This is a genomic window from Gordonia sp. LMA484 (genome assembly GCF_058129505.1).
Window position 1 is genome coordinate 5,868,179 of record NZ_CM176700.1, and the last position, 25,796, is coordinate 5,893,974.

Annotated in this window: 28 protein-coding genes; 18 read left to right on the forward strand and 10 right to left on the reverse strand. The window is 65.5% G+C overall.

Annotated features, from left to right (window positions below; translation table 11 throughout):
- Nucleotide 1: 1 nt before the first annotated feature.
- Complete coding sequence (locus tag AC4AMJ_RS26040; protein ID WP_489895452.1) at nt 2-1,087, reverse strand: IS630 family transposase; 1,086 nt, start codon at nt 1,085-1,087, stop codon at nt 2-4.
- 210 nt (nt 1,088-1,297) lie between these two features.
- On the opposite strand from AC4AMJ_RS26040, the gene AC4AMJ_RS26045 reads away from it, so the two are divergent.
- The 3 genes from AC4AMJ_RS26045 (at nt 1,298) to AC4AMJ_RS26055 (ending at nt 2,564) form a co-directional block, all read left to right on the forward strand.
- The gene (locus tag AC4AMJ_RS26045; protein ID WP_489898286.1) at nt 1,298-1,534 is read left to right on the forward strand and encodes a hypothetical protein; all 237 of its coding nucleotides are present in this window, start codon (nt 1,298-1,300) and stop codon (nt 1,532-1,534) included.
- Nucleotides 1,535-1,558: 24 nt separating this feature from the next.
- Nucleotides 1,559-2,059: a GNAT family N-acetyltransferase gene (locus AC4AMJ_RS26050; protein WP_489915727.1), complete on the forward strand. Its 501-nt coding sequence runs from the start codon at nt 1,559-1,561 to the stop codon at nt 2,057-2,059.
- Nucleotides 2,060-2,153: 94 nt separating this feature from the next.
- Nucleotides 2,154-2,564, forward strand: a complete 411-nt coding sequence (locus AC4AMJ_RS26055) for a hypothetical protein (protein WP_489915729.1) — start codon at nt 2,154-2,156, stop codon at nt 2,562-2,564.
- Between the two features lie 327 nt (nt 2,565-2,891).
- Here the strand turns inward: AC4AMJ_RS26055 and AC4AMJ_RS26060 are convergent, their stop codons facing one another.
- The 3 genes from AC4AMJ_RS26060 to AC4AMJ_RS26070 all read right to left on the reverse strand — a co-directional run bounded on the left by AC4AMJ_RS26060 (nt 2,892) and on the right by AC4AMJ_RS26070 (nt 4,136).
- A complete protein-coding gene (locus AC4AMJ_RS26060) occupies nt 2,892-3,182 on the reverse strand; it encodes a hypothetical protein (RefSeq protein WP_489915731.1) in 291 nt (96 codons plus the stop codon).
- A gap of 117 nt (nt 3,183-3,299) precedes the next feature.
- Nucleotides 3,300-3,587 carry a hypothetical protein gene (locus AC4AMJ_RS26065; protein ID WP_489915733.1) on the reverse strand — a complete coding sequence of 96 codons (288 nt, stop codon included), beginning with the start codon at nt 3,585-3,587 and terminating at the stop codon, nt 3,300-3,302.
- A 12-nt stretch (nt 3,588-3,599) separates the two neighbouring features.
- Nucleotides 3,600-4,136, reverse strand: coding sequence for an LpqN/LpqT family lipoprotein (locus AC4AMJ_RS26070; RefSeq protein WP_489915735.1), 537 nt, complete (start codon nt 4,134-4,136; stop codon nt 3,600-3,602).
- Nucleotides 4,137-4,366: 230 nt separating this feature from the next.
- Here AC4AMJ_RS26070 and AC4AMJ_RS26075 point away from each other — a divergent pair, with 230 nt between their 5' ends.
- Nucleotides 4,367-4,801: a GNAT family N-acetyltransferase gene (locus tag AC4AMJ_RS26075; protein ID WP_489915737.1), complete on the forward strand. Its 435-nt coding sequence runs from the start codon at nt 4,367-4,369 to the stop codon at nt 4,799-4,801.
- Nucleotides 4,776-5,093 (forward strand): hypothetical protein, encoded by a 318-nt coding sequence (locus tag AC4AMJ_RS26080; protein ID WP_489915739.1) that lies wholly within the window; start codon nt 4,776-4,778, stop codon nt 5,091-5,093. Before AC4AMJ_RS26075 ends, AC4AMJ_RS26080 begins: the two co-directional genes overlap by 26 nt.
- A gap of 150 nt (nt 5,094-5,243) precedes the next feature.
- Here the strand turns inward: AC4AMJ_RS26080 and AC4AMJ_RS26085 are convergent, their stop codons facing one another.
- The 3 genes from AC4AMJ_RS26085 to AC4AMJ_RS26095 form a co-directional block, all read right to left on the reverse strand.
- Nucleotides 5,244-6,299, reverse strand: coding sequence for an ADP-ribosylglycohydrolase family protein (locus tag AC4AMJ_RS26085; RefSeq protein ID WP_489915741.1), 1,056 nt, complete (start codon nt 6,297-6,299; stop codon nt 5,244-5,246).
- Nucleotides 6,300-6,655: 356 nt separating this feature from the next.
- Nucleotides 6,656-7,930 (reverse strand): vWA domain-containing protein, encoded by a 1,275-nt coding sequence (locus tag AC4AMJ_RS26090; RefSeq protein ID WP_489915743.1) that lies wholly within the window; start codon nt 7,928-7,930, stop codon nt 6,656-6,658.
- A gap of 340 nt (nt 7,931-8,270) precedes the next feature.
- Nucleotides 8,271-8,795 (reverse strand): hypothetical protein, encoded by a 525-nt coding sequence (locus tag AC4AMJ_RS26095; protein ID WP_489915745.1) that lies wholly within the window; start codon nt 8,793-8,795, stop codon nt 8,271-8,273.
- Between the two features lie 281 nt (nt 8,796-9,076).
- Between AC4AMJ_RS26095 and AC4AMJ_RS26100 the strand changes: the two genes are divergently transcribed.
- Nucleotides 9,077-9,904 (forward strand): hypothetical protein, encoded by an 828-nt coding sequence (locus tag AC4AMJ_RS26100; RefSeq protein ID WP_489915747.1) that lies wholly within the window; start codon nt 9,077-9,079, stop codon nt 9,902-9,904.
- 107 nt (nt 9,905-10,011) lie between these two features.
- Here AC4AMJ_RS26100 and AC4AMJ_RS26105 read toward each other — a convergent pair whose 3' ends face one another.
- Nucleotides 10,012-10,314: a HigA family addiction module antitoxin gene (locus AC4AMJ_RS26105; RefSeq protein WP_489915749.1), complete on the reverse strand. Its 303-nt coding sequence runs from the start codon at nt 10,312-10,314 to the stop codon at nt 10,012-10,014.
- Nucleotides 10,315-10,449: 135 nt separating this feature from the next.
- Here AC4AMJ_RS26105 and AC4AMJ_RS26110 point away from each other — a divergent pair, with 135 nt between their 5' ends.
- The 3 genes from AC4AMJ_RS26110 to AC4AMJ_RS26120 all read left to right on the forward strand — a co-directional run bounded on the left by AC4AMJ_RS26110 (nt 10,450) and on the right by AC4AMJ_RS26120 (nt 15,179).
- On the forward strand, nt 10,450-10,800 hold the full coding sequence (locus AC4AMJ_RS26110; protein WP_489915751.1) for a DUF2200 domain-containing protein: 351 nt from the start codon (nt 10,450-10,452) through the stop codon (nt 10,798-10,800).
- A 174-nt stretch (nt 10,801-10,974) separates the two neighbouring features.
- Entirely contained in the window at nt 10,975-14,373 is a 3,399-nt protein-coding gene (locus tag AC4AMJ_RS26115) for a DEAD/DEAH box helicase (RefSeq protein WP_489915753.1), read from the forward strand.
- A 215-nt stretch (nt 14,374-14,588) separates the two neighbouring features.
- The gene (locus AC4AMJ_RS26120; RefSeq protein ID WP_489915755.1) at nt 14,589-15,179 is read left to right on the forward strand and encodes a DUF4234 domain-containing protein; all 591 of its coding nucleotides are present in this window, start codon (nt 14,589-14,591) and stop codon (nt 15,177-15,179) included.
- A 45-nt stretch (nt 15,180-15,224) separates the two neighbouring features.
- Here AC4AMJ_RS26120 and AC4AMJ_RS26125 read toward each other — a convergent pair whose 3' ends face one another.
- Nucleotides 15,225-15,599: a hypothetical protein gene (locus AC4AMJ_RS26125; protein WP_489915757.1), complete on the reverse strand. Its 375-nt coding sequence runs from the start codon at nt 15,597-15,599 to the stop codon at nt 15,225-15,227.
- Nucleotides 15,600-15,971: 372 nt separating this feature from the next.
- On the opposite strand from AC4AMJ_RS26125, the gene AC4AMJ_RS26130 reads away from it, so the two are divergent.
- A complete protein-coding gene (locus tag AC4AMJ_RS26130; RefSeq protein WP_489915759.1) occupies nt 15,972-17,153 on the forward strand; it encodes a TY-Chap domain-containing protein in 1,182 nt (393 codons plus the stop codon).
- A gap of 85 nt (nt 17,154-17,238) precedes the next feature.
- Nucleotides 17,239-17,634: a DUF4189 domain-containing protein gene (locus tag AC4AMJ_RS26135; RefSeq protein ID WP_489915761.1), complete on the forward strand. Its 396-nt coding sequence runs from the start codon at nt 17,239-17,241 to the stop codon at nt 17,632-17,634.
- 11 nt (nt 17,635-17,645) lie between these two features.
- Here the strand turns inward: AC4AMJ_RS26135 and AC4AMJ_RS26140 are convergent, their stop codons facing one another.
- Complete coding sequence (locus tag AC4AMJ_RS26140) at nt 17,646-18,296, reverse strand: fumarylacetoacetate hydrolase family protein (RefSeq protein WP_489915763.1); 651 nt, start codon at nt 18,294-18,296, stop codon at nt 17,646-17,648.
- Nucleotides 18,297-18,421: 125 nt separating this feature from the next.
- Between AC4AMJ_RS26140 and AC4AMJ_RS26145 the strand changes: the two genes are divergently transcribed.
- The 7 genes from AC4AMJ_RS26145 (at nt 18,422) to AC4AMJ_RS26175 (ending at nt 25,704) form a co-directional block, all read left to right on the forward strand.
- Entirely contained in the window at nt 18,422-19,726 is a 1,305-nt protein-coding gene (locus AC4AMJ_RS26145) for an MFS transporter (protein WP_489915765.1), read from the forward strand.
- Complete coding sequence (locus AC4AMJ_RS26150) at nt 19,723-20,874, forward strand: maleate cis-trans isomerase family protein (RefSeq protein ID WP_489915767.1); 1,152 nt, start codon at nt 19,723-19,725, stop codon at nt 20,872-20,874. Before AC4AMJ_RS26145 ends, AC4AMJ_RS26150 begins: the two co-directional genes overlap by 4 nt.
- A gap of 748 nt (nt 20,875-21,622) precedes the next feature.
- Nucleotides 21,623-22,861, forward strand: coding sequence for a group II intron reverse transcriptase/maturase (ltrA, locus tag AC4AMJ_RS26155; protein WP_489915769.1), 1,239 nt, complete (start codon nt 21,623-21,625; stop codon nt 22,859-22,861).
- 238 nt (nt 22,862-23,099) lie between these two features.
- Nucleotides 23,100-24,011, forward strand: coding sequence for a polysaccharide deacetylase family protein (locus tag AC4AMJ_RS26160; RefSeq protein ID WP_489915771.1), 912 nt, complete (start codon nt 23,100-23,102; stop codon nt 24,009-24,011).
- Between the two features lie 45 nt (nt 24,012-24,056).
- Nucleotides 24,057-24,734: a GntR family transcriptional regulator gene (locus AC4AMJ_RS26165; protein WP_489915773.1), complete on the forward strand. Its 678-nt coding sequence runs from the start codon at nt 24,057-24,059 to the stop codon at nt 24,732-24,734.
- A 91-nt stretch (nt 24,735-24,825) separates the two neighbouring features.
- Entirely contained in the window at nt 24,826-25,434 is a 609-nt protein-coding gene (locus tag AC4AMJ_RS26170) for an LppP/LprE family lipoprotein (protein ID WP_489915775.1), read from the forward strand.
- Nucleotides 25,435-25,563: 129 nt separating this feature from the next.
- Nucleotides 25,564-25,704: a hypothetical protein gene (locus tag AC4AMJ_RS26175; RefSeq protein WP_489915777.1), complete on the forward strand. Its 141-nt coding sequence runs from the start codon at nt 25,564-25,566 to the stop codon at nt 25,702-25,704.
- Nucleotides 25,705-25,796: the final 92 nt, after the last annotated feature.

Below are 25,796 nucleotides of genomic sequence, written 5' to 3' on the forward strand. Positions count from 1 at the left end.
ATTAGTTGGCTACTCGTTCGAGTGTCGTGCGTGCGCGGGCGATTTTGGCCAGGATGGATTCGGCGGTGGCGGTCCACACGTAGGGTTTCGGATCATCGTTGTGGGCGTTGAGGAATGCCTCAATGCTGGCGATCAACTCGGGCACGCTGCCAAAAATGCCGCGGCGAATGTTCTTGTCGGTCAACTCCCGAAACCAGCGCTCGACCTGGTTGAGCCAGGACGACGATGTCGGGGTGAAGTGGAAGTGAAACCGTTTGTGCCGATCCATCCATCGCTTCACCTCGGGATGTTTGTGGGTGGCGTAGTTATCCAGAATCAGATGGACCTCCAACCCCGCCGGCACCTGCTTGTCGATAGTGTTGAGGAACTTGATGAACTCGTTGTGGCGATGACGCGGCAGGCACTGACCGATCACCGAACCGGTCAGCACATCCAACGCCGCGAACAAGGTCGTCGTGCCGTTGCGTTTGTAGTCGTGGGTCATCGTGCCGGCCCGCCCCTCCACCAGCGGCAACGACGGTTGCGTGCGATCGAGCGCCTGAATCTGGCTTTTCTCATCCATACACAACACGATCGCGTTCTCCGGCGGGTTCACATACAGTCCCACCACATCGATCAGCTTCTCCTCGAACCGCGGATCATTCGACACCTTGAACGAGTCGACCCGATGCGGTTTGAGGTCAAGATCAGACCAAATCCGTTGCACCGTTGAAGGACTCACACCCACCTTCTTCGCCATCGTGCGGCACGACCAATGCGTGTGCCCCGGCGGCGTGGTCGTCTTGGTCAACCTCACGATCTCGGCGATCTTCTCCTCACTGATCGACGAACGTCGACCGCGGCCCTTTCGGATCAACCCCAACCCCGCCAAACCGTCCTCGGCATACCGGTTGCGCCACGCCCGCACCGTGGCCGGGCGCACCCCGACCTCCTCAGCAATCCGAATGTTGGCCACCCCATCGGCGGCCATCAACAACACCCGAGCCTGCAACACCTGCTGATGCGGCACCCGCTGGCTACGGGTCAACTTCTCCAACGTCTCTCGCTCACCGGCCGACAAAGCCAACGGTGCTGCAGGCGCGCTCATACTGAAATCATACCTAACGACTAGACGATTATTTACGATACACACCACTAGGTGATCCGGCCAACCCGCCAACTCTGCCGGGGGCGAGGTAAAGCTGATGTCGAACCGGCCCACGAACCGCGAGGACGAAATCGAAATGAACCATAGACCTGAGTACCTGACTGTCACGCGTGTACGCGAACACCGAACTGCGCGTCGCGGGTGACGCACATGGACAAGCGTTTCATCGGGAAAGAGTCACCGTTCATCATCGTCGGAGCCATCGTGCTCTGCTGGCTGGCGATCCAATTCCTCTGGGGCCTGGGCTTGTTCATCGACGTCCTGATTCTTGTGGTCGCTGCGGTCTGCATGATCATTCCCGGGCCGATCCGACGGGCCGCAACTGCCGTCGTGATCGGGTGCGCGCTGACGTTGGGAGGGTTCGCCGTCGCCGTCGTGGTGTCATGAGCGGACTGAGAGCACAATGAATCCGTGCACATCCGCCCCGCCACGCCCGCCGACGCCATGCCGGTGGCGGAAATGCATGTGCGTTCTTGGCAGGTCGGGTACACAGGGCTGCTGCCCGCCGACGCACTCGCCGCCATGCGACCCGAGGACCGCGCGTCGAGTTACACGTTCAACCAGCCCCATAGTCCGCGCGCATGGGTCGGCGTCGACGGCGACGCTGTTGCTGGTGTCGTGGTCATCAGCCCGGAAGGTGACGACGAGGCCCTGCTGATGGCGCTGTATGTCGACCCCGATCGGTGGCGCTCCGGTGTGGGGACGGCGTTGATGGACGTGGCGTGTGCGCAGCTGCGCGCCGACGGGTACACGTCGGCGACGCTGTTCGTGCTGGTCGGCAACGAGCGGGCCGAGGCGTTCTACCTTGCGCACGGGTGGACGCCGACCGGCCGCACACGCCGCGACATGGTGTGGGGCCTCGAGGTGGACGAGGTCGAGTACCGGATCGACTGGCCCGAACAGCCGGGCTGACCGCTTCGCGAGAACGACACAACTTCTGCTTCCGATGCATACGGCCTGGTGACGCCTACCCTGAGGCTAGGTTCGACACCAAGGATGGCCCAGCATGAGCAAGAAGCGCGACGCAACAGCCCGCCTCGAAGACGAGATGGCACGGTTTCGGTCGGATCTGTCCCAGTTCGACAAGGTGGCGCAGAAACGGATCAAGCGGCTCGAGAGGGAGACCGCCAAGCTGCGTGCAGAGGTCGTGCGAATCGTTGGCGTGCAGCGTGCGCCCACGAGCGTCGGCGGAGTCGAACCTGTCAACGCCGACACCGGCGATTGTTCGGAGCGAGTCCACATCCCGCATGGCGCGTCGCCGCATCCGCGGGCGCACCGTCGGATGCCGAGGCGAATCGCCGACGAGTCACCGGCTCGCAAGGCCGTGGCCAACTGGCCCAGCGCGATAGCGTCTCCCGCGTTCGGGCTGCGTTCGCAATCACGGGAGACGTCGGGGATCTCTCGTCGCACCGGCTGACCACAAGATTCGTGGACCACTGTAACGGTCAGCGGGTGAGACCGGACTGAAGCTACGGGCGTGATGCGTAGCTGAGTCTTGAGCGCTTTCGCATTCTTGGGGCAGTGTTGTCGGAGGAGTGATCGTCAGCTGCCAGAAGTATTTGACGCAGAAGGAGTTCGACGCCGTCAAAGAGGTTGAGCGATGGCGGCAGCAGCAGGCGAACGAACCCCTAGATCGGCGATGAGCAGGTAGAGAAACGTGCCCTCGATCGCTACCGCGAAGGCGCAGGCAATAAGCGTGTAGCCGGCGTAGACCGCACGCCTGAGCCAATATGCGAAGCCCCTGTCATACCAGGTGGTTCCAAGACTCCTCATCGCCTTCACCGGGGGTCGTCGGGCCGTGCGCGCCATCAGAACAGCCCGTGCTAAACGCTTTCGCGCTGCGCGCTAAGTCTTTCGCGAAGCCGGCTGTGTCGTCCGCTTTCTGGTGGCCGGTATTGCCTCCGACCGACTTCATGCCATGCCCGATTCTCGCGACGACGCCATGCTCGTGAATGTCTTCGCCGCAATGCTCGTGGACTGTCTGGTACGCGAGGTCCCCGACACCCATGCCGGTAGCAGTGGCTACGACGGCCACCGTACCGACTGTCAGTGTCTCAGGCGCGGTGGCAACCAGCGGCGGTGGGACTCGTTCCACCGTGACAACAGGTAGTCCTGCTGGTCTTGGCTGAGCGCGGGCACGGCGACGTGAAAGTCATTCATGGAACTGGCCTTTCGGGAGCCGCGGCCGTGCGGCGGCGGGCCAGTCTGCGTTTGTGACGACCGTCCACGTGTCGGGTGTGGAGGTGAAGTCCATCCAGCGGCCATGACCCAAATAGAGCGAATAAAGGTGTTCATCGGGGAAGTTGCCCATTCGAAGGTAGAGCGTTGCCGCGGCTGCTCTGCCACGAAACCACCCGGTATCGGCGGGATCTGGTGTGAAGGTCACCTCTGTTGCAAGTGCGGCTTCGAGGTCGGGAACTGTGGTCGCGCGAGTCACCATCGAAAGCTCCCCTCAGTCGTCCAGGTGTGCGGACTGCACGGTCCGAATCAGCGATCCCCGGGTGTCCGTGCTCTCGGACGATGTAGTACCGGTGCACTGGAGCAGGTACACGACGTTTCCCCGTTGGTACAGAACGTATTTGTTCACCGTGAACAACCAGCGCGCAGACGTGTCCTGGAACGAGCCTGCCTGAATGGTGCCACCCTCGTTTCGGTCGGTGATGGGGAATCGCTCGGCTCGTTGTTCTGTCCAGTGAGGCAATTGACGAGCTTCGTTAAACGCTTCGTCCAGCGAATCGTTGACGTCAACACCGCAGTCAACGACGAACCGAGTGACCACCACAAAGACGTTGTCACGGAACGATGCCATCAGCGATTCGGGTGCAACCAGGGTCATCAAATAACCGAGTTCCCGGCCGCTGTGATCCTGCTGCCATTGCAGCTGATCAGAATCCAGTCGAACCTCACCGGGAATGGTCCGAGGGTCAACAACGCGAGCCGCCGATACCGACATCAGCCGTACTCGTTCATAGATATCGATCTGGCTCAACCGAACAGCCCTCCAATTTGCTTCCCGAAGCTCCCGCCGATCAGGCCGCGATACCACCAATCACCGCTCCGGCGGCAACGCCGACGGGGCCGCCGTACACGCCCACCATCGCACCGTACTCGGCTCGCGCCCAGGCGCCTGCCACTGCGCCTGTCCCTGCGCCTGCCGCTTCAGGTACCGTTTCCGTGCCTTCTTCGACCTGGTGGTACCCGTCGTAGGCCTCGTGTGCAATGGCCGCGGGCAGCGCTGCCTTGCCGACAACGCGGAGCGCGCCGCGGCCGAATTCCGGCGCAGTATCGACGGGGACACGATTCTCGGTTCGTCGCGATTGGCCGGCCGGAACCGAAAGTGCGCTGCTGATGGTGCTGTACGTCGATCCGGGTCGGTGGCGCTCCGGTATAGGGACCGCGTTGCTGGAGGTGGCGTGCGCGCATTTTCGCGCCGACGGGCACACATCGGCGACGTTGTTCGTGCTGGACGGGAACGCTCTGGCTGACGCGTTCTACCCCGTCCACGGCTGGGTACCGACCGGGGCACACGCCGCGACACCGTGTGGGGCATCGACGTCGACGAGGTCGAGCGCCTCCACTGGATACGGCGTGCCGGCGCCTACCCTGAGGCCGGGTGCAGACATCAGGGATGACCCGCAAGAGCAACAAGCGTGACGCGACCGTCCATCTCGAAGGTGAAGTGGCGCAGTTGCGTACTGACCTGTGCCGGTTAGACAAAGCGGCTCACAAACGGATCAAACGGCTCGAGAAGGACATTGCCAAGCTGCGTGCCAAGCCGGCGAAACTCTACGGCACGCGCCATGATCCGGTCATGGCCGTCGCCGTCGCCTTGGCGAGAGGCCGAACCCGCGGTTCACGCGGAGGATGCCGAGTCGTCACGTCAACGGGCGTCGCAATGGCCGGGACATCACCTGGCGAGGCGCCGCGCGGCGCTGCGGACGGTTGAAGGGTCGCCGGTGCGGAAGGCAATACCCAACTGGCCCAACGTGATAACCTCCTCGGCGTTTGGCATGCGCTCCCGATCCCGCGGGGTCTCCGACGCCCCGTCCGACCGGGCTGACTTGGGCCGTACCGTCTCCGTATCGTGGGTGTCGCCTCAGCAGGGGATGGCTGTGGCGGCGTCCTCGCAACCACGTGCGCTTCTCGTACCCGGCCGACCCCCGCGGACTGCCGAGGTGGCTGCAATTACGAGACTATCCGCGTCGCTGGGACGGCCTGCTTGCCGCGGCCAGCCGTGCACACTCTCACGCCACTGCGAGGGCACTGCACTCGCACCCCACCGGCCGCCGAGCAGTCCGCCGGCGATCGCCGCGACGGTGTCGGTGTCGTTGCCGATCCGGATCGCAGTGTTCAGGGCTTCCGTCAGGTGCGCGGAGTCCGTTGACCCGGCAACGGCGGTCTGGGTGATCGCCGCAGCAGCGGCTTGCAGAGCGGTCACGGTGAAACCATTCGGGGTGAACACCTTCGGGCCTTGGGTTTCGGCGTCGTCGAGCCACCGCACCCAACGGCCAACGCGATCGGCCGGCAGCAGGTCGAGCCCGGTGCGAAGGTCGATGTGCCCGGCGATGACGGCGACCCGGATCGCCTCACACCAAACGACGCACGTGTCGCCGGCGAGGGGATCGGCATGTGTCAGTTCTGCAACCAGGCGTGCAGCGTCGGCGAGTCGGTCACGATCGTCGAGATGGGCGAGTGCGACCGCCGCGGTCCGCATCAGGGCGCCGTTGCCCGCGGAGTGCGGGTGTGCGGCGGCGTAGCGGGCGGCCTCGTCGCGCATCACCCGGCTTACGCCGTGCTCGCCGGCCTTCAGCCGCCGGCGGGTAGCGCTGAGAACTGCGCGGGTCTGCGTGCCGACGTCGGGCGGGCCGCCGTCGAACCAGCGCAGGAAATTCATGGCGATGGCGTCGAGCGCGTCGTTTGTGGTCAGGTCGGCGCCGGTGGCCGCGACTTCGGCGATCGCCATGGCCATCGACGTGTCGTCGCTCCATTCGCCGGGGGCGAAGTCGCCGAGACCGCCGCCGAGCATTTCGGGTTGCTCATCGTCGCGGAGAATGCGGGTCTCGAACTCGTACGGGACTCCGAGGGCGTCGCCGATGGCGGTCCCGAGGAGGACGCCGGCGGCGCGGTCGAGTTGGGTTGGGTTGAGGTGCAAAGGGGGTTGGCCTTTCGGGTTCTCGTGGTCGGCGGTCTCGATACGTCCTCGCCTAGCGGCTCGGACTACTCGACCAGTGGGTGGGGAGTGCGGCTCGGACTAGTTGACCAGCGGGTGGGGGTGGGCGGCTCGGACTACTCGACCAGCGGATGGGGGAGTGCGGCTCGGACTAGTTGACCAGCGGGTGGGGGTGGCTGGGGCTGGTTGGTTTGCGGGGTCTCGATACGTCCTCGCCTAGCGGCTCGGACTACTCGACCAGCGGTTGGGGGAGTGCGGCTCGGACTACTCGACCAGCGGAGGAGGCACGGCTGGGACTACTCGACCAGCGGGAACGGTGTGGTTGCGAGGTCGATAGGTCAAGGGCGCCGGCGGCCGCGCTTGCGGTTCTGCTGGTGGAACGAGTCGCGGGTCATCTTGGACATGTAGGCCGCGCCGTTCGTCTGGGACATGTCGCCCATCCGGTCGACGTCGGTGAGTTCGGCGCGGATCGCACCGACGATACCGGCCGGGGCGATGCCTGCGGCGTCGGACAAGCGGCCGCGGGACTCGGCCAGTAAGGCGTCGCCGGCAGCCAGATCGCCGGACTCGTAGGCCCGCGACGCTGCCAACTTCGCCGACTGCGCCTCCTGAAACAGCTTCTCCGACTGCACCGTCGGGTCGGGGATACGATCGCCGAGTTCGTCGCCCGGCACCACATTGACCGCGATCGGCAACGACACGGTGTGCTCCACCGGATCGGGCATGTCCACGTATTGCAGCTCCAGGCGCGCCACCTGGGCCAGGCCGAGCGCGGCCATGTTCTCGATACCCAGGCGCAGCAACAGCTTCCGCTCCTCCTGGGCATAGAAGTCGCCGAGCTCGATCATCACCGTGCCGTCGGCGATCTGATGCGCCGGCAGGTCGTTGTAGAGCTGCACCATCTGCACGTCGGGCTCGCAGTGCACGGTGACGCTGACCGCTTGCGCCACTTTCGACAGCAGGCCGTCCACCTCACCGGCGATCGCCGTGCTCGCTGCATCCGGGTTCTCGGCGAACACATGATTGCCGTTGCCGGAGCGCGCCATCGCCGACAGCATGGTCTCGTCGTAGCCCCGCCCATAGCCGAGCGCGGAGGTGATGATGCCGTCCTTGGCGGCCTGCGCGGTGACGTCGGCCATCTCGTCGGCATCACGGATACCCGAGTTGACGTGGCCGTCACTGATGACGAGGACCGTGCCGCCGTGCACACCGGCGTCGGCGGTGGCCCGTCGCATCTCGCGCAGCCCGCGGAGGTAGCCCGACGAGAGGTCGGTGCTGCCGCCGGAAACCACTGCGTTGATGCGGTCGGCGACTGCCGCCTTGTCGGTCAGCGGACCGGCGGGCACCACGACTTGCGCTTCGTTGTCGAAGGTGACCAGACCGAAGATGTCGGCCGGGTCGAGGCGCTGCACCAGCGCCAGCAGCGACATCTTCGCACCGTCGAGTGGTGCGCCGGTCATCGAGCCGCTGCGGTCGAGCACGACCTGCAGGGCGGTGGGTGCGCGGTGCTCGGTGACCGGTGCGGCGGGCGCTTCGATCTCGAGTAGAACGGTCACCTCGTCGGTGGCCTCGTGGGCGACGACGTTGACATCCAGAGCGGCGGAGAACTTCATCTAGTAACTCCCTTCTCCGCCGAGCTTGCAGCCAGCGGCTTTTCGTGAAAGCAAGAATAGCACTTTGCGCGTGACCTCGAAAAGGTCGTCGCTGGCCGAGGCCCGGCTGACATCCTTGGGCGTGGTCTCAACGACGTTCACTGACACCACCGGATGTCAGTGAACCTGATCGAGAACGGTCATAGGACGATCTCGATCGAACGTTCACGAGCGCTGCGGGTCATCAGCCGCGCCGTGTGTTCATATGGTGGCAGAGGGCACCGACAGAAACGCGCAGTCGACGGAAAAGCCAGTTCAGGAGGGTTGGGGCGGACTGTGCGACTGGGCTCGTAGGGCGCGCCTACGACCGAACAGCGTCGTAGAACGCCCGGGAGCTCGGGTGATGCAGCAACACGATGATGCCGAGCGCGAGAACGGCCATGACGAGGTTGAGCGCCACGGTGAACCCGGTGTCGGCGCGTATCGCCGAGAAGGTCGCAAAACCGGCGCCGAGCACCCCGAGAGTCGTGGCGACGGTCCGTGCCCAGCGCAGTCCTCCGCTGTTGGCGCGTGCCATCCAGAGCCACAGCCCTACAGCGACCACACTGAGGGCGATGGCGATCGCGATGCCGACACCCAGTCCGGTGTCGACGGCGTCGCCCACATCCGGCGGTAGGCCTTGCGATCGTGCCCACTCCTCATGGGCGGTGCGCAACTCGAGGGCCGCCGAGTTCATCATCACAAGCGCCGACACCAGCCCCAGCATCTGTACGAAGGCTCCGCAGTACATGAGAACGACCGCGGCCAAGACCGGAACGGGCAGTTCATGTGCCGCATAAGACGCGCGTGTGTGTAACGCGCCGCTTCCGCTGACCCCCGATGTCATGCGTCGAGGGTAACGGAGGTGGTCCTGCGCCGGGAACGTCGTCATTCGCGTGACCGGTTCTTCGGGTCGGAGGACGGGATGCCACGATCTGACGGCAGGACGTCCTGTCGAATGGGATGGCGTGCGTCCGACGGGTCGATGGCCTGCACATGTCGAGAATCGAGGTGACCTGTGAAACCGGTGGACCGGTACTTCTCCCGAGAGCATCGGGTATGCGCTGGGGCTGGTGCCGACACCGACAGTGTCTATATCGACCACTCGCAACTGGGATTGACCGGTCGATGAGACCTCTCGAGTCCGGCTGGGACAGCATCCGCGCCAAGACGAGAGTCCTCGCGGTCCTCGCCGCGCTCTTCGCTGCGTTCGGGGCCTTCTGGGTCTATCACGGCATCCGTGCGCTCATCGACGCCCGATTCCTGTACGCGCTGTTCTACTTTCCGGCTGCGATCGGCTGTTTCGTCGTATCGATCCTGACCGTGGTCGTCATGCGTCAACGGCTGAGCAACTCCGCTGTGCCTCGATCGGTGATCACCCTGGGCCCGAGCTCGATCTCCTTCGCGATGCCGAGAACGCTGGTCTGCGGGTACTGGCTCATCTTCGGACTGGCGTTCGTCGCGAGCATCGTGCTGGCGGTCGGCATGTGGACGGATGCGTTGACATTACCGATGAGCGCGGGTTTCGACGTGGTGTTGCCCTTCGTGGCGCTGGCATTGGCACTCTATGCCGGACTGGCGTTGATCTGGTTCGCCTTGGGCTACGCTCGCTTTCCCCGAATCGACTGCACACCTGAGTCTCTCGTTGTACAGGGATTCAAAGCGCGCCAGCAGATCGGATGGTCCGATCTGGCCGCCGTCGAACCGGTCGGTGTCAACAACAACCTGGGCCTACTGATCACGCTGGCCGACGGCGCCCGCGCACAGGTCGACATCAACTACGTCGGCCCGCTCGCGCCGACGGAACGCGATCTTCGGCAGTCGATCACCGTTGCCGCCGACCTGTTCGCCGTCGGTGCCGAACAGCTGCTCGATTTTCTGTCGTTCTACGTCGAGAATCCCTCGGCACGAGACGAACTGGGGGATGGGCGGGCGGTTGACCGGTTGGGTGTTTGAGGGAGCTGAGCGGAATTCTGCGCAGACGGCGTCATCGGCCAGGCAACCTCTGTTTCATGTGAAACCGACCTCGGCTGGGCCGCGCGGAAACCCGGCCGGCGTGGAGGTTATTGATCCGCGAGACGTCGATTCAGATCCGCAGACCACGCGGCGGCATCTCGGGCCGCGCTCTCGACACGCCGGTCATGCTCTGCCTGCAGATTTGCCCAGAAGGTTGGCGACTGCCCGAACAGGTTGCCGAGCTGCCGAGACATGACCGGTGTGATGCGCTGACGGCCTGCGATGAGGTCGGCGACCACTCCCGGGGATACGCGGAGCTGACCCGCGGCACTTTCGATCGTCAGTCCGAGGTCGTCCATGAAGTGGCGGAGCTGCTCGCCGGGGCGAATATTCGTTGGTTCATCGCACATGGTCAGCACCGTAATCCTGGGTATGGGTCGGCTGCGACAAGTTTTCGCCGAGACAACATCGATGCCTCGCTGAGCACCGGAGTCGGTGTCCATCCTTATGCTGGGCACAATCGATCACCCGACGAAGGAGCACCCATGGCAGGGCATCGAATCTTCACCACGAGCTTCGCCAGCATCTACCCGCACTATGTTGCGAAGGCCGAGCGCAAGGACCACTCCAAGGACGAGGTCGATCAGGTGATCTCGTGGTTGACCGGCTACGACGCGGCCGGCCTGCAGAAGACCATCGACGACGAGATCGACCTCGAGACATTTTTCGCCGATGCCCCGGCCTTCAACCCGAACGCCAAGCTCATCACCGGTGTCATCTGTGGGCACCGCGTCGAGGACATCGACGAGCCGCTGATGCAGAAGATCCGGTACATGGACAAACTCGTCGACGAGGTGGCCAAGGGCAAGAAGATGACGTCGATTCTGCGGGGGTGACGCGCCGGCTCGGTGAGCCGGTCACATCGCGGCGCGCTGCCACAGCAGCACCGACAATCACTCCGGACGCACCAGTCTCATCCCCACCGTCGGACGTGGCCAACATGGTGCCTGACCTGTCGAAACGCCTACACAAGTCCCGACATTCGTGAGCGGGGAACGTAGTCTCGTCGCGTGAGGAACGGTGCCCTGCAATTCCACGACGCCGAGCTGAATCGGATGTTCAGCGGCCCCACGATCGTGCGCGGCCGCAGCTACGCCAAACAGCGCAGGATTCTCGACCATTCCTGGACCGAGAACGGCACCACGCTGGCCGGGGCGTGTCTCGGCAGTCGCGGTGAGCAGTATCGCCAGCACGTCCGCTTTCGTGGAGAGCCGACGATAGCGGGCATCGCGCACGCCGTATGCACCTGTCCGGTTGCGGCCAATTGCAAACATGTTGTGGCGCTGCTGTTCACGGTGAGGGTTGCGACCTCTGAGCCGTCCGCGACGCCGACGCCGATGGCGTCCGTTGTTGCTCCCGTTTCGACGACCATCGCCACGGATTCGGCACCGATCCCACCGTCGTGGCGCACGACGATCGCCGCCATCCTCGACACCCCGACTACCGCGACGACCCGGACAAAGCCGCTGGCCCTCGCGGTCGGTCGGGCCGCGCCCACCCGGTATTCGCGGAACCCATCGCTCACGCTGCGGCCCATGATCCAGGGGAAACGCGACAAGTGGATCAGGACCGGTGCATCGTGGCGGGAGATTGCCATGCCGGATCATCCCGCCGCCGACCCCACCCACCATGCGGGTTTGCGCGCGATCCATCGCATGGTGGTGGGCAGCGTGTACTCGGCGAACCACGACTACATCTCGCTGGCATCACCTCCCGCGGCGCTGTGGCGACTGCTGTCCGAGGCGATCGCCGACGGCGTCGCACTGATCGCCGACCCGAACCTGCTCTCCACCACCGTCCGCCTCGGCAGCGCCGACGTGCGCTATACCATCACCGCGCATCCCGACGGTGCGCACCTGGCAACCGAGGTCGTACTCGACGATCACCCCGTAGACGCATCCGACCTCAACTTCATCGGCGCGCCCGACGCGCACGGGCTGTGGACCGTCGGCGACGGAGTGCTCACACTGGCGCCCTTGGAGCACCCGATCCGACGCGACGAACTCACTGCGCTCCGGCACGACGCCGACATCGTCATCCCCACGGCCGACCTGCCCGAGTTCTCGGTCGAGGCGCTGCCACGACTGACGCAGCAGCGCACGGTGCAAGTGGACGAGGGTCTGCTGGAACCTCCGAGCATTGATGGTCCGGAAGCGGTACTCACGCTGAAGGATTCGGAGCGTGGCGCCCGCTACTACTGGAGCGTCGGGTATCGGGTCAACGATGTGCCCGTCGTCTTCGACCCGTCGGAACCGACGGGAACCACACCCTATCGCGAAGCGGGCATCGAGAATCAGCTGTGGTCGGAGCTGCTACCGCAGATGCGGACCATCGCGCGCCACACGGCCACCTGGCGACACGACGCCTCCCTCAAGCTGGTCGCCGAGTTCCGGCGCCACCCGGGGTCACGGGATCCCTACGATGCCCATGAACGGCTTCTCGCCGCCGCGACCAACGACGACGCCATCGACGACGCACCATTCTTGGCGCTGCGGCAGCCGGCCACCTTCTCGATACCGGAGCTCGCCATCGTGTCCGGTGAACTCCTCCCACAATTGCGCACCCACCCCGGCATCCGTATCGACTACCAGTGCACCGACGAGTTCCATCCCGCCACCGACCTCCCCGAGATCGCCTTCACCTCCGGTGAATCCGAGCGCAACGACTGGTTCGGCCTCGAGATCACCGTGACCGTCGGAGACGTGCAGGTCCCGATCGCCGATCTCATCTCCGCGCTGTCGGCGGGCGAGAAGCACATGATCTTGCCCAGCAACGCGTACTTCTCGCTGGACACACCGGAATTGCAGAAGCTGGCCGACCTGCTCGCCGAGGCACGCACGCTCGGTGAGATCGACTCCGGTCGCGTCAGCAGACACAGCCTCAATGCGACGTTCTGGGAGGAGCTCCTGGCTCTGGGAGTCGTCGACAAACAGCTGACCCAGTGGCGTAAACACATGGCGCAGTTGGCCAAAGCGGCGCCACCGCGGCCGGTGAAACCGTCTCGCCGACTCAAGGCAGAGCTGCGCGACTACCAGCACCACGGCCTCAACTGGCTGACGTTCCTGTGGAAGAACGGACTCGGCGGCATCCTGGCCGACGACATGGGACTGGGCAAAACGGTGCAGACGCTCGCGCTGGTCGCGCGCGCCGCCGACGCCGACCGAACGGCACGATTCCTGGTGGTGGCACCCACCAGCGTTGTGCCCAACTGGGTGGCCGAATGCGGCAAATTCGTTCCCGGACTGAGGGTGTCGGCGATCACGGCCACCGAGGCGCGGACCGGCATCCCGTTCGCCGAGCAGGTCGAGGACGCGAACATCGTGGTCACCTCGTACACATTGCTACGCTTGCTGTTCGACGATTTCGACGCGTACGCGTGGGACGGCGCGGTCTTCGACGAAGCCCAGTTCATCAAGAACCACACCGGCAAAACCCATCAGTGCGCACGCCGCCTCGACGCGCCGTTCAAGCTGGCGATCACGGGCACGCCGATGGAGAACAACCTGATGGAGCTGTGGTCGCTGCTGTCGGTGACCGCTCCCGGGCTCTTCCCGTCACCGACCGCGTTCGCCGACTACTTCCGCAAGCCGATCGAATCGGGCTCGGCCCCCGAACGACTCGACACCTTGCGACGCCGGATCAAACCGGTGATGCTGCGGCGCACCAAAGATCAGGTGGCCATCGACCTCCCCGCCAAGCAGGAACAGGCGATGGTGCTCGACCTGTCGACCAAACACCGCAAGATCTATGACACCCGGCTGGCCCGGGAACGGCAGAAGGTGCTCGGCCTGCTGGGCGACTGGGAGAAGAACCGCTTCCAGGTGTTCCGCTCGCTCAGCATGCTGCGGCAGCTGAGTCTGCATGCGGCGCTGGTGGATACCACGCACAATGCGGTCAACTCGGCCAAGGTGGACTACCTGTCCGACCAACTGCCCGCGCTGATCGACGAGGGGCACAGCGCACTGGTGTTCAGCCAGTTCACCGGATTCCTCGATATCATCCGGGCCCGCCTGGACGAGGCGGGCATCGTCTACAGCTACCTCGACGGATCGATGACGACGCGCCAGCGGGACACCGCGGTGCGACGCTTCACCTCCGGTGCCACCCAGGTGTTCCTGATCAGTCTGAAGGCAGGCGGATTCGGGCTCAACCTCACCGAGGCCGACTACTGCTTCGTCTGTGATCCCTGGTGGAATCCCGCTGCCGAGGCGCAAGCCGTCGATCGGGCGCACCGCATCGGCCAGCAACGCCCGGTCAACGTCTACCGTCTGGTCTCCGCGGACACCATCGAAGAACGCGTGGTGCGGCTGCAGGACCGCAAACGTGCACTGTTCGACGCCGTCGTCGACGACGGCGAACTCTTCGGCACTGCCCTTAGCGCCGACGACATCCGGGAGATGCTGGCGTAGCCGGTGGCGCGGTCACCGCGGACCTGGTTCGACCGAGATCATCGTGTGTGAACCCGTTGACGGCCATCGCTCCAGCGTGCGAACGGATTTCGCCGACCCCGTCCCCGAGCGATGCTCGGCACATAGCATTGAGTCGGTGTCGCGTGCACGCGCGATTCACGCCTGGCCCGGTTCGGCCAGGTCGGCGACCACCTAAGCGCGAATCGAGAGCGATCATGCCTGAGCCGAGCGACGAACCGCCCGCCGACCCGAACGCGACGGCCGGGCAACCGCAGTTCGCCGAGCCGAACATCGTGCCACCACCGCCCACCGAACAGCCGGGCTACCAATCGGGCCCGACCGCCGCGATGCCGCCGCAACCGCCGCAGTTCCAACCATCACAGCCGCCGCCGTTCCAGCCCGTCGCCTCCGGGTTGGCGATGAAGCGCCGCAACCCTTTTGCCGCCTGGATCGGGTTGCCGCTCATCACCCTCGGCATCTACTTCTACGTCTGGTACTACAAGATCCACAAGGAGATGGCCGAGTTCGATCCCCGTCGCGAGATTCCGGTGGTCGGGCCGATGTTGGTGATGCTGTTCCTGTTCTGGACCGTCATCTGCCCGCTGGTCAGCTTTCACAACGCGGGCAAACGCATCCAGGATGCGCAACGTGCCGCCGGTCTTCCGCCCACGTGCTCACCGACGTGGTGCTGGGTGCTGGCCTTCCTGGCGAGCACCAACATCTTGTACATGCAGTTCGAGCTGAACAAGGTCGTCGACCGCTATGCGGGCGCGCCCCCGCAGAGCCAGGTGCCGCTGTTCGTGTGACCACGGGAGCGGTGCCCCCGTGCGGTCGAACCGGGCGCGACCTGCTCACGCCCACGGCTGCCGCCGGTGCCACCACGGCAGTGTCCTCGGGGCATCGGTCGGCACGGTGACGTCGCGATAACGTTCATCGAGGTGGGCGACGGCCGCGCGCAACTGCCGAGCTCGGCGTCCACGACGTCGCATGAAGGTGTCCAATCGTGCCCGGGGCTCGGTCCCGAGGGAGGCCATCACACACGCGGGATGGGTGCACCACAGCGGTTGCGGGCTGCCCTGCAGGACGAGACTGTGAATGTCCACGGGCATCCGATAGTCGCCCAGCCGGACTCGTCGTTCGAGGTATTCGACCTGCCGACGCCACTGCTCCAGGCTGCGGGTGGCATGCGATTCGCGGCGCCGTCGGCGACGGCGGTGCGGGTTCACGAGAACCGAAGGGACGACGCCCTTTCATCTGAGTGATTCATGATCTCCATGCGTCGTGACGTGACGCCGACGGTGTGTATCGGCGGTGCGCCGACCGTTGAGATTCTACCCGGCGACCACTTGTCGGTACCCGTGAACGCAGCCGGCGCAGACTCAGCGTCGCCACGATGACGAACATGACAATTGCCACACTGGGTAACGCCAGCCACAGCATTGCCGAATTACAGCATGGACCTGCGACAATCCCCGGGGGCGAAATCCCGGAAGCGGACCTTTCCGGCGCGCCCGGTGACTGTCGGACCCCACCTCTACGTTGCGTGTGGGCGTGATGGTTCGGACAGTCACGTATGCACTACTTGATCGGGGACACACATGGGCGACTTCGATGTCGACGCGTCGATCGACGACGCGTGGCGACTGTTTCGCAACGACTTGGCCGACCGGCTCGCAATCCTGCAGGTCGGCGACCGATTTGTGGTCGAGCAGGTCCCTGTCATCCCTGATGGACCCCGCGTAGTCCTGACGTTCACCGTCACCGGCGCGCGCCGTATCCGCTGCACGGTCCCCGACGAAGCGCTGCGCACCACCACCGCGTCCCACGACGAGCAGATCGAGGCGATGACCGCCGGCGGGTGGCGCAGGCTGCGGGACGGCCGGTTGATCTACGAGGTGAGTCGTCGCCGCGTCGATGAAGTCGCCCACATCGCGGTCGACATGCTGCGAGACATCGGGGAGGTCGTGCACCCGGCGTTCCTCGGCGACTCCCGTCCGGTGCGACGGGAGGCGACCATCGCGGTCGGCGCGGTCACCCAATCCCGCGATCACCTGCTGAACCTGATCACCGACGTGCTCGAGGGCATCGCCGGGCGCCGCATCGCGGCCGACGGCGACGGTGACATCCCCCTGCCGACCAAGCACGCCCCGACCTGGCTACGCGTCCTCGACGGTGAGGCGACCATCGAGTTCTTCGGCACGCTGGTCGATGAGGTGGCCGACGATGCCGTGGCCGCCGAGTTCGTCGCCCGGGAGTCGGTGCGCTGGCCCGGCATCACACTGATCCTGCACGAGTCGGCTCTGATGGTCTTCCATAGCATCGACATGCCGGCCTTCCATCGGGAGAACCTCGTCGCCGCGCTCGGTCGCTGGTTCGACTTCATGCACACCTGCGCCGCAGACGTCATCTCGGCGATCGCCAGTGCGGACGCGAATCCGCCTGCGCCCGAACGGGATCAGTTGCCTGATCCGCTGCAGACGCTCATCGTGCTGGACGAAGACGGCACCCTCGGCGCGCACGAGGTCGCCAAGATCTGCCGCTTCGATCAGTCGGCGATCCTGCAGTACATCCGCACCACCCAGGAGCAGTACCTGGAGTGGATGAAATCCGCCTTCGAGGCAGAGGCGGCCGGCGACTCGGATCATGCCGAGGCATGCCGTCGTGAGGAGCAGGTGTGGCGCGCGACGACCCGGCAACTGCAGGACGCGCTGCGGGTCGTCGTGTTCCGCGACGACGACGGACCGGTCACCGACCGCAGCGGACGGCCGTCGGCCACGTAGGGAACATTCCCGCCACCCGGGTGCATCCCACTCATGACCGCGCGAGAAACCGAGCTCGCGCACCACTCATGAAGGACCGCCCGCCATGCGAACCAGCACCCTCAAGCGCATCTCCGCCGCCGGACTACTCGCCGTCGCCACCGGCGCGACCCTGCTCACCGTTCCCGCCGAGGCCTCCGCGGACACCGGCCACATCTTCGGTGCCATCGCGATCTCACCGCGCACCGGCAACACCGCGTACGCCATCAACTACTCGACGGCCGGTGCCGCCCATCGCGCCGCGGAAGCCAAGTGCGCCGCATCCGACTGCCAGTGGGTGGTGCAGATGGACCGCAGCTGCGGGGCCGTCACCCAGAACCCGGTGACCCGGCGCTGGGGGTGGGCCTATGCGCCCACCAAGCGTCGAGCCGAGGTCGCGGCCGCCGGCAAGTCGGGACCCGGGTCGCGCACCATCATCTGGGCCTGCACCGTAGGCGCGTGACTCGCCGGGCGCTACTGGTGCCGTTCGCCGACCGGCGTCCGCAACGTCCCGATTCCGTCGATGCTGATGTCCACCACGTTCCCCGGCCGCAGCACCGCGGCCGTCTCGCCGGGCGGGAGATAGTCCGGCGTGCCCAACAGCAGCAGGTCGCCGGCATGCAGCGTGAGCTGCCGCGACATCCACAGCACCAACTCCTCGGGACCCACATACGCGTCTGACACCGGCGACTCCTGGATCAGCACGCCGTCGACGCGGGTCCGGATCATCGCCTCCGACCAGGGCGGCGCGTCGGCGGGGGCCACGATGCGTGAGCCGAGCGGGCAGAAACCGTCGAGGCCCTTCCCGCGCGACCAGTGGTCGTCGATCCGCTGCAGGTCGCGGGCGGTCACGTCGTTGGCGACGGTGTAGCCGGCGATCACCGCACGGGCGTCGCCGACACTCTCGAGCCCGCGACAGTCGGCGCCGATGACGATGGCCAGCTCGCCCTCGCACACCACCTCATCGGCGATGTCGGTCGGCAGGTGCAGAGTCTCACCGTCACCGATCACCGCATGCGGATTCTTCAGGAACAGCTGCGGACGGTCGGGCTTGCTGGGTGCGCCCGGGGCCGGAAAATTGCGCCCGGTACCCCAGATCGCCGACGGCCGATACGGCTGGGTCATGCCTCTCACCTCGTGGTTTCGATCGTTTACCCAGTGGTTACAGCGAACGCTTGTGGTTGTGGACGTCGCCATCTAGGTTCTTGGTATACCGACTTGGTATACCAAATCTTGAAGGAGTTCTCGCGATGTCCAACACCCGTTGGCGGATGTTTGCCTTGCTGCTCCTCTTGGTCACCGTCAATTACGTCGACCGCGGGTCACTGTCCGTGGCGCTGCCGATGATCAAAGAGGACTTCCACATCAGCGCCGAGGTCACCGGTCTGTTGCTGTCGGCGTTCTTCTGGGCCTACGCGGCGATGCAGATCCCGGCCGGCTGGCTGATCGACCGCTTCGGACCCCGCAAACTGATCACCGCCGCCTGCATCGGCTGGGGTGGGGCGACGGCGGTATCGGGCATGGCACCCAACATCGGCACCATGGCCATCGCCCGCGGCGCCATCGGCATCGCCGAAGCGCCCATCATGCCTGCCGGCGGCAAGCTCAACGCGGCGTTCCTGACCGAGAAAGAACGGGGCCGCGGCGCCACCATCCTCGACGCCGGCGCACCGCTCGGCTCGGCCATCGGCGGCATCGCCATCGCCGGACTCATCGCCTTCACCGGCAGCTGGCGCTGGGCCTTCCTCGCGGCCGGGGCGGTCACCATGCTGCTCGGACTGTGGGCGTGGCGCGCGATCCGCGACACCCCGTCCGAACATCCCAAGGTCGACGCCGCCGAGCTCGACTACCTGGAAACCGCCCACGCCGACGAGAACACCCGGCACTGCTCCACCGGCCAGCGCGCCGGCCTGGTGCACTACCTGAAGTACCGCAGCTTCTGGGCCATGTGCTTCGGCTGGCTCGGGTTCAACGGCGTGTTCTACGGCCTGCTCACCTGGGGACCGCTGTTCCTGTCGGAGAGCAAGGGCTTCGACCTCAAGACGATCGGCTGGTCGACGTTTGTGATCTTCGGTGCCGGGTTCGTCGGCGAGATCATCGGCGGACAGCTCGCCGACCGCCTCAAGGAGCGTGGCTACCGCACCAACCTCGTGATGCGTTCGCTGCTCGGCATCGCCGGCGTCTGCGTTGTGCTCGGCCTGCTCGGCGTGGTGCTCATGCCCGGCCCGGTCGCGGCGATCGCGCTGTTGTCGGTGGTGCTGTTCTTCCTGCGCTGGGTGGGCCTGTTCTGGTCGGTTCCGGCCATCCTCGGCGGCCGCGAAGACGCCGGCGTCCTGGGCGGCGCCATGAACCTCGCCGGAAACATCTCCGGGTTCATCACGCCGATGGCGGTCGGATTCATCGTCGGCGCCACCGGCGGATACACCTGGGCGTTGCTGTACTTCGTCGGGGCAGGCATCGTGATGACCATCGCCGTGCTCACCCTCGACTACGCGAAACGCCTTGCACCCCGAGCAACCCAGCCGACCACCACGACACCAGGAGTGAGGGTATGACCCGCATCGGCATGATCGTCCCGTCGTCGAACACCACCGTCGAGGACACCACCACCCGACTACTCGCCGGCCGCGACGACGTCACGTTCGTCTCCACCCGCGTCCGCGTGCAGGCCATCAGCGCCGACGGCACCGGGGCGTCGTTCGACGTGGACTCGATGGTCGCCGCGGCCGCACTGCTCGCCGACGCCAAGGTCGACGTCATCGTGTGGAACGGCACCGCCGGATCCTGGCTGGGGGTAGAGCACGACAACGCCATCGTCGCGGCCATCACCGACGCCACCGGCATCCCGGCGACCACCTCCACGCTGGCTCTGCTGCAGGCCTGCCACGACTTCGGCGTCAGCTCGCTGGCCGCCGCCACCCCGTACACCGGCGATGTGGTGGAGAAGATCGTCGCCGAATACCGCAGGCACGGAGTCGAGATCGTCTCCCACGCGGAATGGCACCTGACCGACAACTTCTCGTTCGCCGCCGCCACCGAGGACGCCGTGGCCACGCTGCTGACCGACGCCACCCAGGCCGGCGACGCCCAGGCGGTGGCGCTGATCTGCACCAACGTCGACGGCACCGGAGTGACCGCGGCGGTCGAGCAGAAGCTCGGCGTCCCCGTCATCGACAGCATCGCCGCAACGTTGTGGTGGGCCATAGAAACCGCCGGGGGCGACGGTCGCATCCGCGGCTGGGGCAGCTTCGGCGACCAGGCATCGTTCCGGCATCGCGCCAAGCGGATCGTCACCGGACTGCGGGAACGCACCGGTTGTGATCGCACCACCGTTCGCGTCGACGACGGCGATCTTGGGCTGCACGTCGACCTGTGCGTCGCCGAATCATGCGGTGCCGGAATCCGTTCCATCCAGCACGATCCGTCGCTGGATCAGCGTGCGCTGGAAACCGTACGCTGGCTTGACGAGACCCGTCGGGTGCTGGTCCAGCCCGCGTTCGTCGAGCCGCCGTTTCCGCCGCAGGCGCTGCGTGATTTCTACGGGGTGAGCGCCCAGGTGCTGGGGCCGGTGGAACGCGACGGTGAGGTCGCGGCCTGGTTGTCGGCGCACAGCATCGCCGAACGGGATTGGAGCGATGGCGATCTGGCTGCGATGGACGATGCGCGGGTTGCGATGGGGGAGTTGTTGGGGCGCCCTTCGTGACGGCCCTCCGCTAGCGCTCCGGGCCTCCTCAGGGGGCGGGAAAGGACACCCCCCTCCGCTAGCGAGCGTCACCACCCGATCCCTGAGGAGCGAGCTTGCGAGCGTCACGAAGGGAGCCTCCGAGCTTGCGAGGATGCGTCACGAAGGGAGCCTCCGAGCTTGCGAGGATGCGTCACGGTACGCCCAGCATGGGCATTCGCTTGGAGGTGGAAGTCCTCCGGAGGGGAAGGTGGTTTAACTCTTAGTCGAGGGCAACTGCGTCATCGTGAGGTGGGGTGGGAAGGAAGCCGGAGACGAAATCCTGCACCGAGGTATACGAATCGCATGTGAGGCATGCCGGTTGGGGTGAGTCAGCCGTGTGTGATGAAGCCCGTTCCACCGAAACGGCTGGTGTGTATATGCGGCGGTTGTAGGAGGACAGTGGATGTTCTTATCTGGGGAGGTCTGTCTTGGTGCGTCGGCGAGGGTTGTCGGAGCACGGCTGTCCGGGAGGGCGGTCGGTGACGGGGCAGAAGTCAGCAGAGGTCGTAGTACCAGTGGGAATCGGGTGTGCTGGGAAGGGCTGAACGTTGGGAATTGATGGTGTGAAGCAGTGTTTCTCGGAGGGTGCGGTGATCGCAGCCAACCCCGTGGTGGGGCAGACGAAAGGGGTTGAGCGGTGAATCCGCGAGAGCCGTCGTCTGTGCGTAGTGACCGTCCGGCGGATGCTGGGGAGGACCTCAGGGGCAGCGATGATTTGTGGGGGCAGGTGTTTGACTCGCAGAATCTGGCTGCCGCGGTGAGACGTGTCGAACGTAACAAGGGCGCGCCTGGTGTCGACGGGATCAGCACGGATCAGTTACGTGGCTGGTGCGCTGAGCATTGGGGTGAGGTTCGTGCGGCGTTGGATGCGGGTACCTATCGGCCGTCGCCGGTGCGTCAGGTGATGATTCCCAAACCTGATGGTGGGCAGCGGAAGTTGGGGGTACCGACGGTGTTGGATCGGTTGATCCAGCAGGCTGTCGCGCAAGTGTTGGTCCCGGTGTTTGATCCGGGGTTCGCCGAGGTCTCGTATGGGTTTCGGCCGGGCAGAAGCGCTCATGATGCGGTGAAAGTCGCTCGTCTGCTCATCGAGCAGGGTTATGCGTGGGTGGTCGAGGTGGATCTCGATGCGTTTTTTGATCGGGTCAATCACGACATGCTGATGTCGCGGGTTGCGCGGAAAGTCCAGGATAAGCGGCTACTCAGGCTGATCCGTGCCTATGTGCAGGCGGGGATCATGGTAGACGGTGTGCGGCATCCGTCGGCGCAGGGCACCCCGCAGGGGTCGCCGTTGTCGCCGTTGTTGTCGAATATCATGCTCGATGATTTCGATCAGGAGATGTGGGCGCGGGGGCATCGGTTTGTCCGCTACGCCGACGATATCCGGATCTTTGTGAAATCCGAGCGGGCTGCCGAACGGGTGCTCGTATCGAGCACGGTGTTGCTGGAGAAGCGGTTGAAGTTGAGGGTGAACCGCAGTAAGTCCTCGATCCATCCGGCGTTGGCAGCAACGTTGTTGGGGTTCGCGTTCTTTCTGCGTGACGGGGCGTTCGAGATTCGGGTGGCGCCTACGGCGTGGGCCCGGATGTTGGCGCGGGTCCGCGCGTTGACGTCGCGGACGTGGAGTGTGTCGATGGGTTTCCGGATCATGCGGCTCAACCAGTACATCCGAGGGTGGATGGGGTATTTTCGCCTCGCCACGACACCGGGAAAGTTTCGCGGACTCGATGGCCGGCTGAGGCGACGGTTACGGCAGATCCGTTGGGTGGAATGGAAGGGTGGCCATACCCGGGCCGCGCAGTTGCAGGCTCTGGGTATCGCGGCTCGCGAGGCTCAGCGCTGGGGCCACAGCAGTCTCGGGTATTGGCATGTGGCCGACACCTTCCTCAACCTGGCACTACCCAACAGCTACTGGCAACGCCAGGGGTTGCTCACCTTTCACCAGGCCTGGACCCGATTTCACTGACCCAGCGAACCGCCGTATGCGAGACCCGCACGTACGGTGGTGTGAGAGGAGGGCCGGGAAACCCGGCCCTCCTACTCGATAAGGGCGGCCCTTCGTGACGGCCCTCCGCTAGCGCTCCGGGCCTCCTCAGGGAGCGGGAAGGACACCCCCTCCGCTAGCGCGCGTCACCACCCGATCCCTGAGGAGCGAGCTTGCGAGCGTCACGAAGGGTCGACCACAACACAGAAAGACAAACACCATGACAAACAAGAAGATTCAGGTCAGCGTCGGTATCGACGTGGACTCATGCGCCGGTTGGCTCGGCTCCTACGGCGGGCAGGACTCGCCGAATGACATGCAGCGCGGCGTGTTTGCCGGGGAGGTCGGGGTGCCGCGGATGTTGCGGCTGCTGGAACGCCGCGACATCCGATCCACCTGGTTCTGGCCGGGGCATTCAATCGAGACGTTCCCCAAGCAGGCGCAGATGTGTGTGGATGCCGGTCATGAGATCGGGGCGCACGGCTACAGCCACGAGAACCCGCGATCCCTCACGCTCGAACAGGAACGCGACGTGATGGCCAAGAGCGTCAAGCTGATCGAGCAACTGAGCGGGGAGCGCCCACAAGGCTATGTGGCGCCGTGGTGGGAGATGAGCGAGCACACTGCGTCGATCCTCGCCGAATACGGTTTCGCCTACGACCATTCGCAGAACTACAACGACTTCGTCCCGTTCTATGCGCGGGTCGGTGATGAGTGGACGCCGATCGACACGTCCAAGCCGGCGGCGCATTGGATGACCCCGCTCAAGCACGGGCACGAGATCGATCTGGTCGAGTTCTGCGGCAACTGGTATGTCGATGATCTGCCGCCGATGATGTTCATCAAGGGTCACCCGAATTCGCACGGTTTCGTCAACCCGCGTGACATCGAGCAGCTGTGGAATGACCAGTTCGACTGGGTGTACCGCGAGCTCGACTACGCCGTCATCCCGATGACCCTGCACCCGGACGTGTCCGGTCGCCCGCAGGTGCTGCTGATGCTGGAACGTCTGCTGGACCGGTGGGGCTCGTTCGAGGGCGTGGAGTTCGTGACCATGGCCGATGCCGCCGACGAGTTCCGCCGTCGCTTCCCGTTCGGCGGGACCGAGCGGCCGGAGTTCGTGGGCCGTTGACGTGAGGACGAGTGGCGTGGCCGGGGGTCGTAAGCTGTGAGCGTCATGGCACCCACCACCCCCGAGGCATCGCCGACCAGCGCCACCGACAGCGTCTCGCTGAGCGGCCGGCTGCTCGATGCCCTGCGCTCGGACGTGATGACCGGTCGGTATCCGCCGGGATATCGGCTGGTGGAGCGTGACGTCGCTGACGCGTACGGGGTGTCGCGGCTCCCGGCCCGCGAAGCGCTGCAGGCGCTGCGCACCGAGGGTTTCCTGGAGGTCCGCAAGACCCGCGGGCTGGTGGTGCGGTCGTGGACCGAGCGGGATGTCGCCGAACTGTTCGACATCCGGCAGGCGCTCGAGGCGATGGCCTGCCGCGAGGCCGCCGATAACCGTACCGACGAGGACGTCGCGGCTTTGCGGGCGGCCGTGGTCGCGGCCGACGATGCGGTGGCGGCGGGTGACACGGCAGCGGCGCACGACGCGAACGCGCTGTTCCATCAGCTGCTGGTGACCACGTCGCACAACCGTACGTTGGGGGAGATCATGTCTCCCATTCTGTTTCGGGTGCAGTGGCTGGTCCGTCAGATCCCCGACCCGCAGACGGTGTCGCACGATCATCATGAGATCGTCGACGCCATCGCCGACGGTGACGGCGAGCGGGCCGAAACGTTGGCGAAAGAGCATGCCGAGCGGAACCGGTCGACGACCCTGACGGCCATGTTCGGGACGGGACAGTAACGCGAGGAAGGGGATCGCCCGATTCTCTGGTCTGCGGCCGGTGAGGCGGGGAGACTGACCCTGACACCGTCGACCGCCGGAGGGAGGACGCATGCGATCCGTCCGATCGGTAGCCGTCCTCGTGATCGGGCTGATGGTGGGGATCGGCCTGACCGCCTGCGCGACCGACGGTGAGCCGACGGCCGAGCCGGTACCGGTGACCAGCACGGTCACTGTGCAGGCGCCGAGCCAGGCGACGCCGGCACCCACCTCGGTCCCGACCATCACCGCAACCGAGACGCCGGAAACGTGCTCCACCGACGGCAGCGCGGCCATCTCGGCGGCGATGGCGCAGATCCCGCCGCCGTTGCCGTCGCTGCTCGACGCGCAATGGATCTTCCAGGGCAACACCAATTACAACACCTGCAACGACCTGAGCTACGCCGTGCTGGAAACGTCACGGGGCACCGCGTCCTCGCCCTCGCAGCTGCTGATGTTCCACCTCGGCCAGTTCGTCGGCCCCGCCATCGCCTGCAACCTCGGATTCCAGACGGTGACCGGATCGTCGCCGACCAGTGTCGACGTCACCTACCGCTGGCCGCTGCCCGGCGAACCCAACGCGGACCCGAGTGGCCGGGTCGACGTCTCGTTTGTCTGGGATGGCTCGCGAGTCGTGATGAACGGGTCGCTGCCGTACGAGGTGACGCGGGGGCAGTGCTGAGTCGGTGAATGGCGTTGGCGCAACGAGTCACCCGATTCGTGGAACAGTTCACCCGAGACGTGCGTCCGAGGAGCTATGACGCCGGACCGCTTGGCTGTGCTCGGGGAGTCGCTCTTTGACGTGGACAGAATGGCGCAATTCGACGTCGAACTGCCCGACGCGGTGGACGCCGATCTCCGTCGCGCTGCCGAGTTGCGGGCAGAATCGCAGCGGGCCAATCGTGAGGTCGCCCTGGCACAGCGGCGGCGCGGCGCGAGGTCTGCGCGATAGGGGACTGACCGTGCGGGATATCGGTGCAGCACTGGGCATCAGCCACCAACGTGCCGCCCAACTGCTCGACGATCGCGTGGCGGCGGAGGCCG

Bases quoted from the DNA above. Each gene is read 5' to 3' on its own strand.
- AC4AMJ_RS26105 (WP_489915749.1), bottom strand. From the start codon at position 10,314: ATGTGCGATGAACCAACGAATATTCGCCCCGGCGAGCAGCTCCGCCAC.
- AC4AMJ_RS26075 (WP_489915737.1), top strand. From the start codon at position 4,367: ATGGCCGCGGGCAGCGCTGCCTTGCCGACAACGCGGAGCGCGCCGCGG.
- AC4AMJ_RS26175 (WP_489915777.1), top strand. From the start codon at position 25,564: ATGGCGCAATTCGACGTCGAACTGCCCGACGCGGTGGACGCCGATCTC.
- AC4AMJ_RS26160 (WP_489915771.1), top strand. From the start codon at position 23,100: ATGACAAACAAGAAGATTCAGGTCAGCGTCGGTATCGACGTGGACTCA.
- AC4AMJ_RS26090 (WP_489915743.1), bottom strand. From the start codon at position 7,930: ATGAAGTTCTCCGCCGCTCTGGATGTCAACGTCGTCGCCCACGAGGCC.
- AC4AMJ_RS26135 (WP_489915761.1), top strand. From the start codon at position 17,239: ATGCGAACCAGCACCCTCAAGCGCATCTCCGCCGCCGGACTACTCGCC.
- AC4AMJ_RS26065 (WP_489915733.1), bottom strand. From the start codon at position 3,587: ATGGTGACTCGCGCGACCACAGTTCCCGACCTCGAAGCCGCACTTGCA.
- AC4AMJ_RS26080 (WP_489915739.1), top strand. From the start codon at position 4,776: ATGACCCGCAAGAGCAACAAGCGTGACGCGACCGTCCATCTCGAAGGT.
- AC4AMJ_RS26120 (WP_489915755.1), top strand. From the start codon at position 14,589: ATGCCTGAGCCGAGCGACGAACCGCCCGCCGACCCGAACGCGACGGCC.
- AC4AMJ_RS26040 (WP_489895452.1), bottom strand. From the start codon at position 1,087: ATGAGCGCGCCTGCAGCACCGTTGGCTTTGTCGGCCGGTGAGCGAGAG.
- AC4AMJ_RS26045 (WP_489898286.1), top strand. From the start codon at position 1,298: ATGGACAAGCGTTTCATCGGGAAAGAGTCACCGTTCATCATCGTCGGA.
- AC4AMJ_RS26095 (WP_489915745.1), bottom strand. From the start codon at position 8,795: ATGACATCGGGGGTCAGCGGAAGCGGCGCGTTACACACACGCGCGTCT.
- AC4AMJ_RS26130 (WP_489915759.1), top strand. From the start codon at position 15,972: ATGGGCGACTTCGATGTCGACGCGTCGATCGACGACGCGTGGCGACTG.
- AC4AMJ_RS26100 (WP_489915747.1), top strand. From the start codon at position 9,077: ATGAGACCTCTCGAGTCCGGCTGGGACAGCATCCGCGCCAAGACGAGA.
- AC4AMJ_RS26110 (WP_489915751.1), top strand. From the start codon at position 10,450: ATGGCAGGGCATCGAATCTTCACCACGAGCTTCGCCAGCATCTACCCG.
- AC4AMJ_RS26165 (WP_489915773.1), top strand. From the start codon at position 24,057: ATGGCACCCACCACCCCCGAGGCATCGCCGACCAGCGCCACCGACAGC.
- AC4AMJ_RS26170 (WP_489915775.1), top strand. From the start codon at position 24,826: ATGCGATCCGTCCGATCGGTAGCCGTCCTCGTGATCGGGCTGATGGTG.
- AC4AMJ_RS26145 (WP_489915765.1), top strand. From the start codon at position 18,422: ATGTCCAACACCCGTTGGCGGATGTTTGCCTTGCTGCTCCTCTTGGTC.
- AC4AMJ_RS26140 (WP_489915763.1), bottom strand. From the start codon at position 18,296: ATGACCCAGCCGTATCGGCCGTCGGCGATCTGGGGTACCGGGCGCAAT.
- AC4AMJ_RS26150 (WP_489915767.1), top strand. From the start codon at position 19,723: ATGACCCGCATCGGCATGATCGTCCCGTCGTCGAACACCACCGTCGAG.
- AC4AMJ_RS26055 (WP_489915729.1), top strand. From the start codon at position 2,154: ATGAGCAAGAAGCGCGACGCAACAGCCCGCCTCGAAGACGAGATGGCA.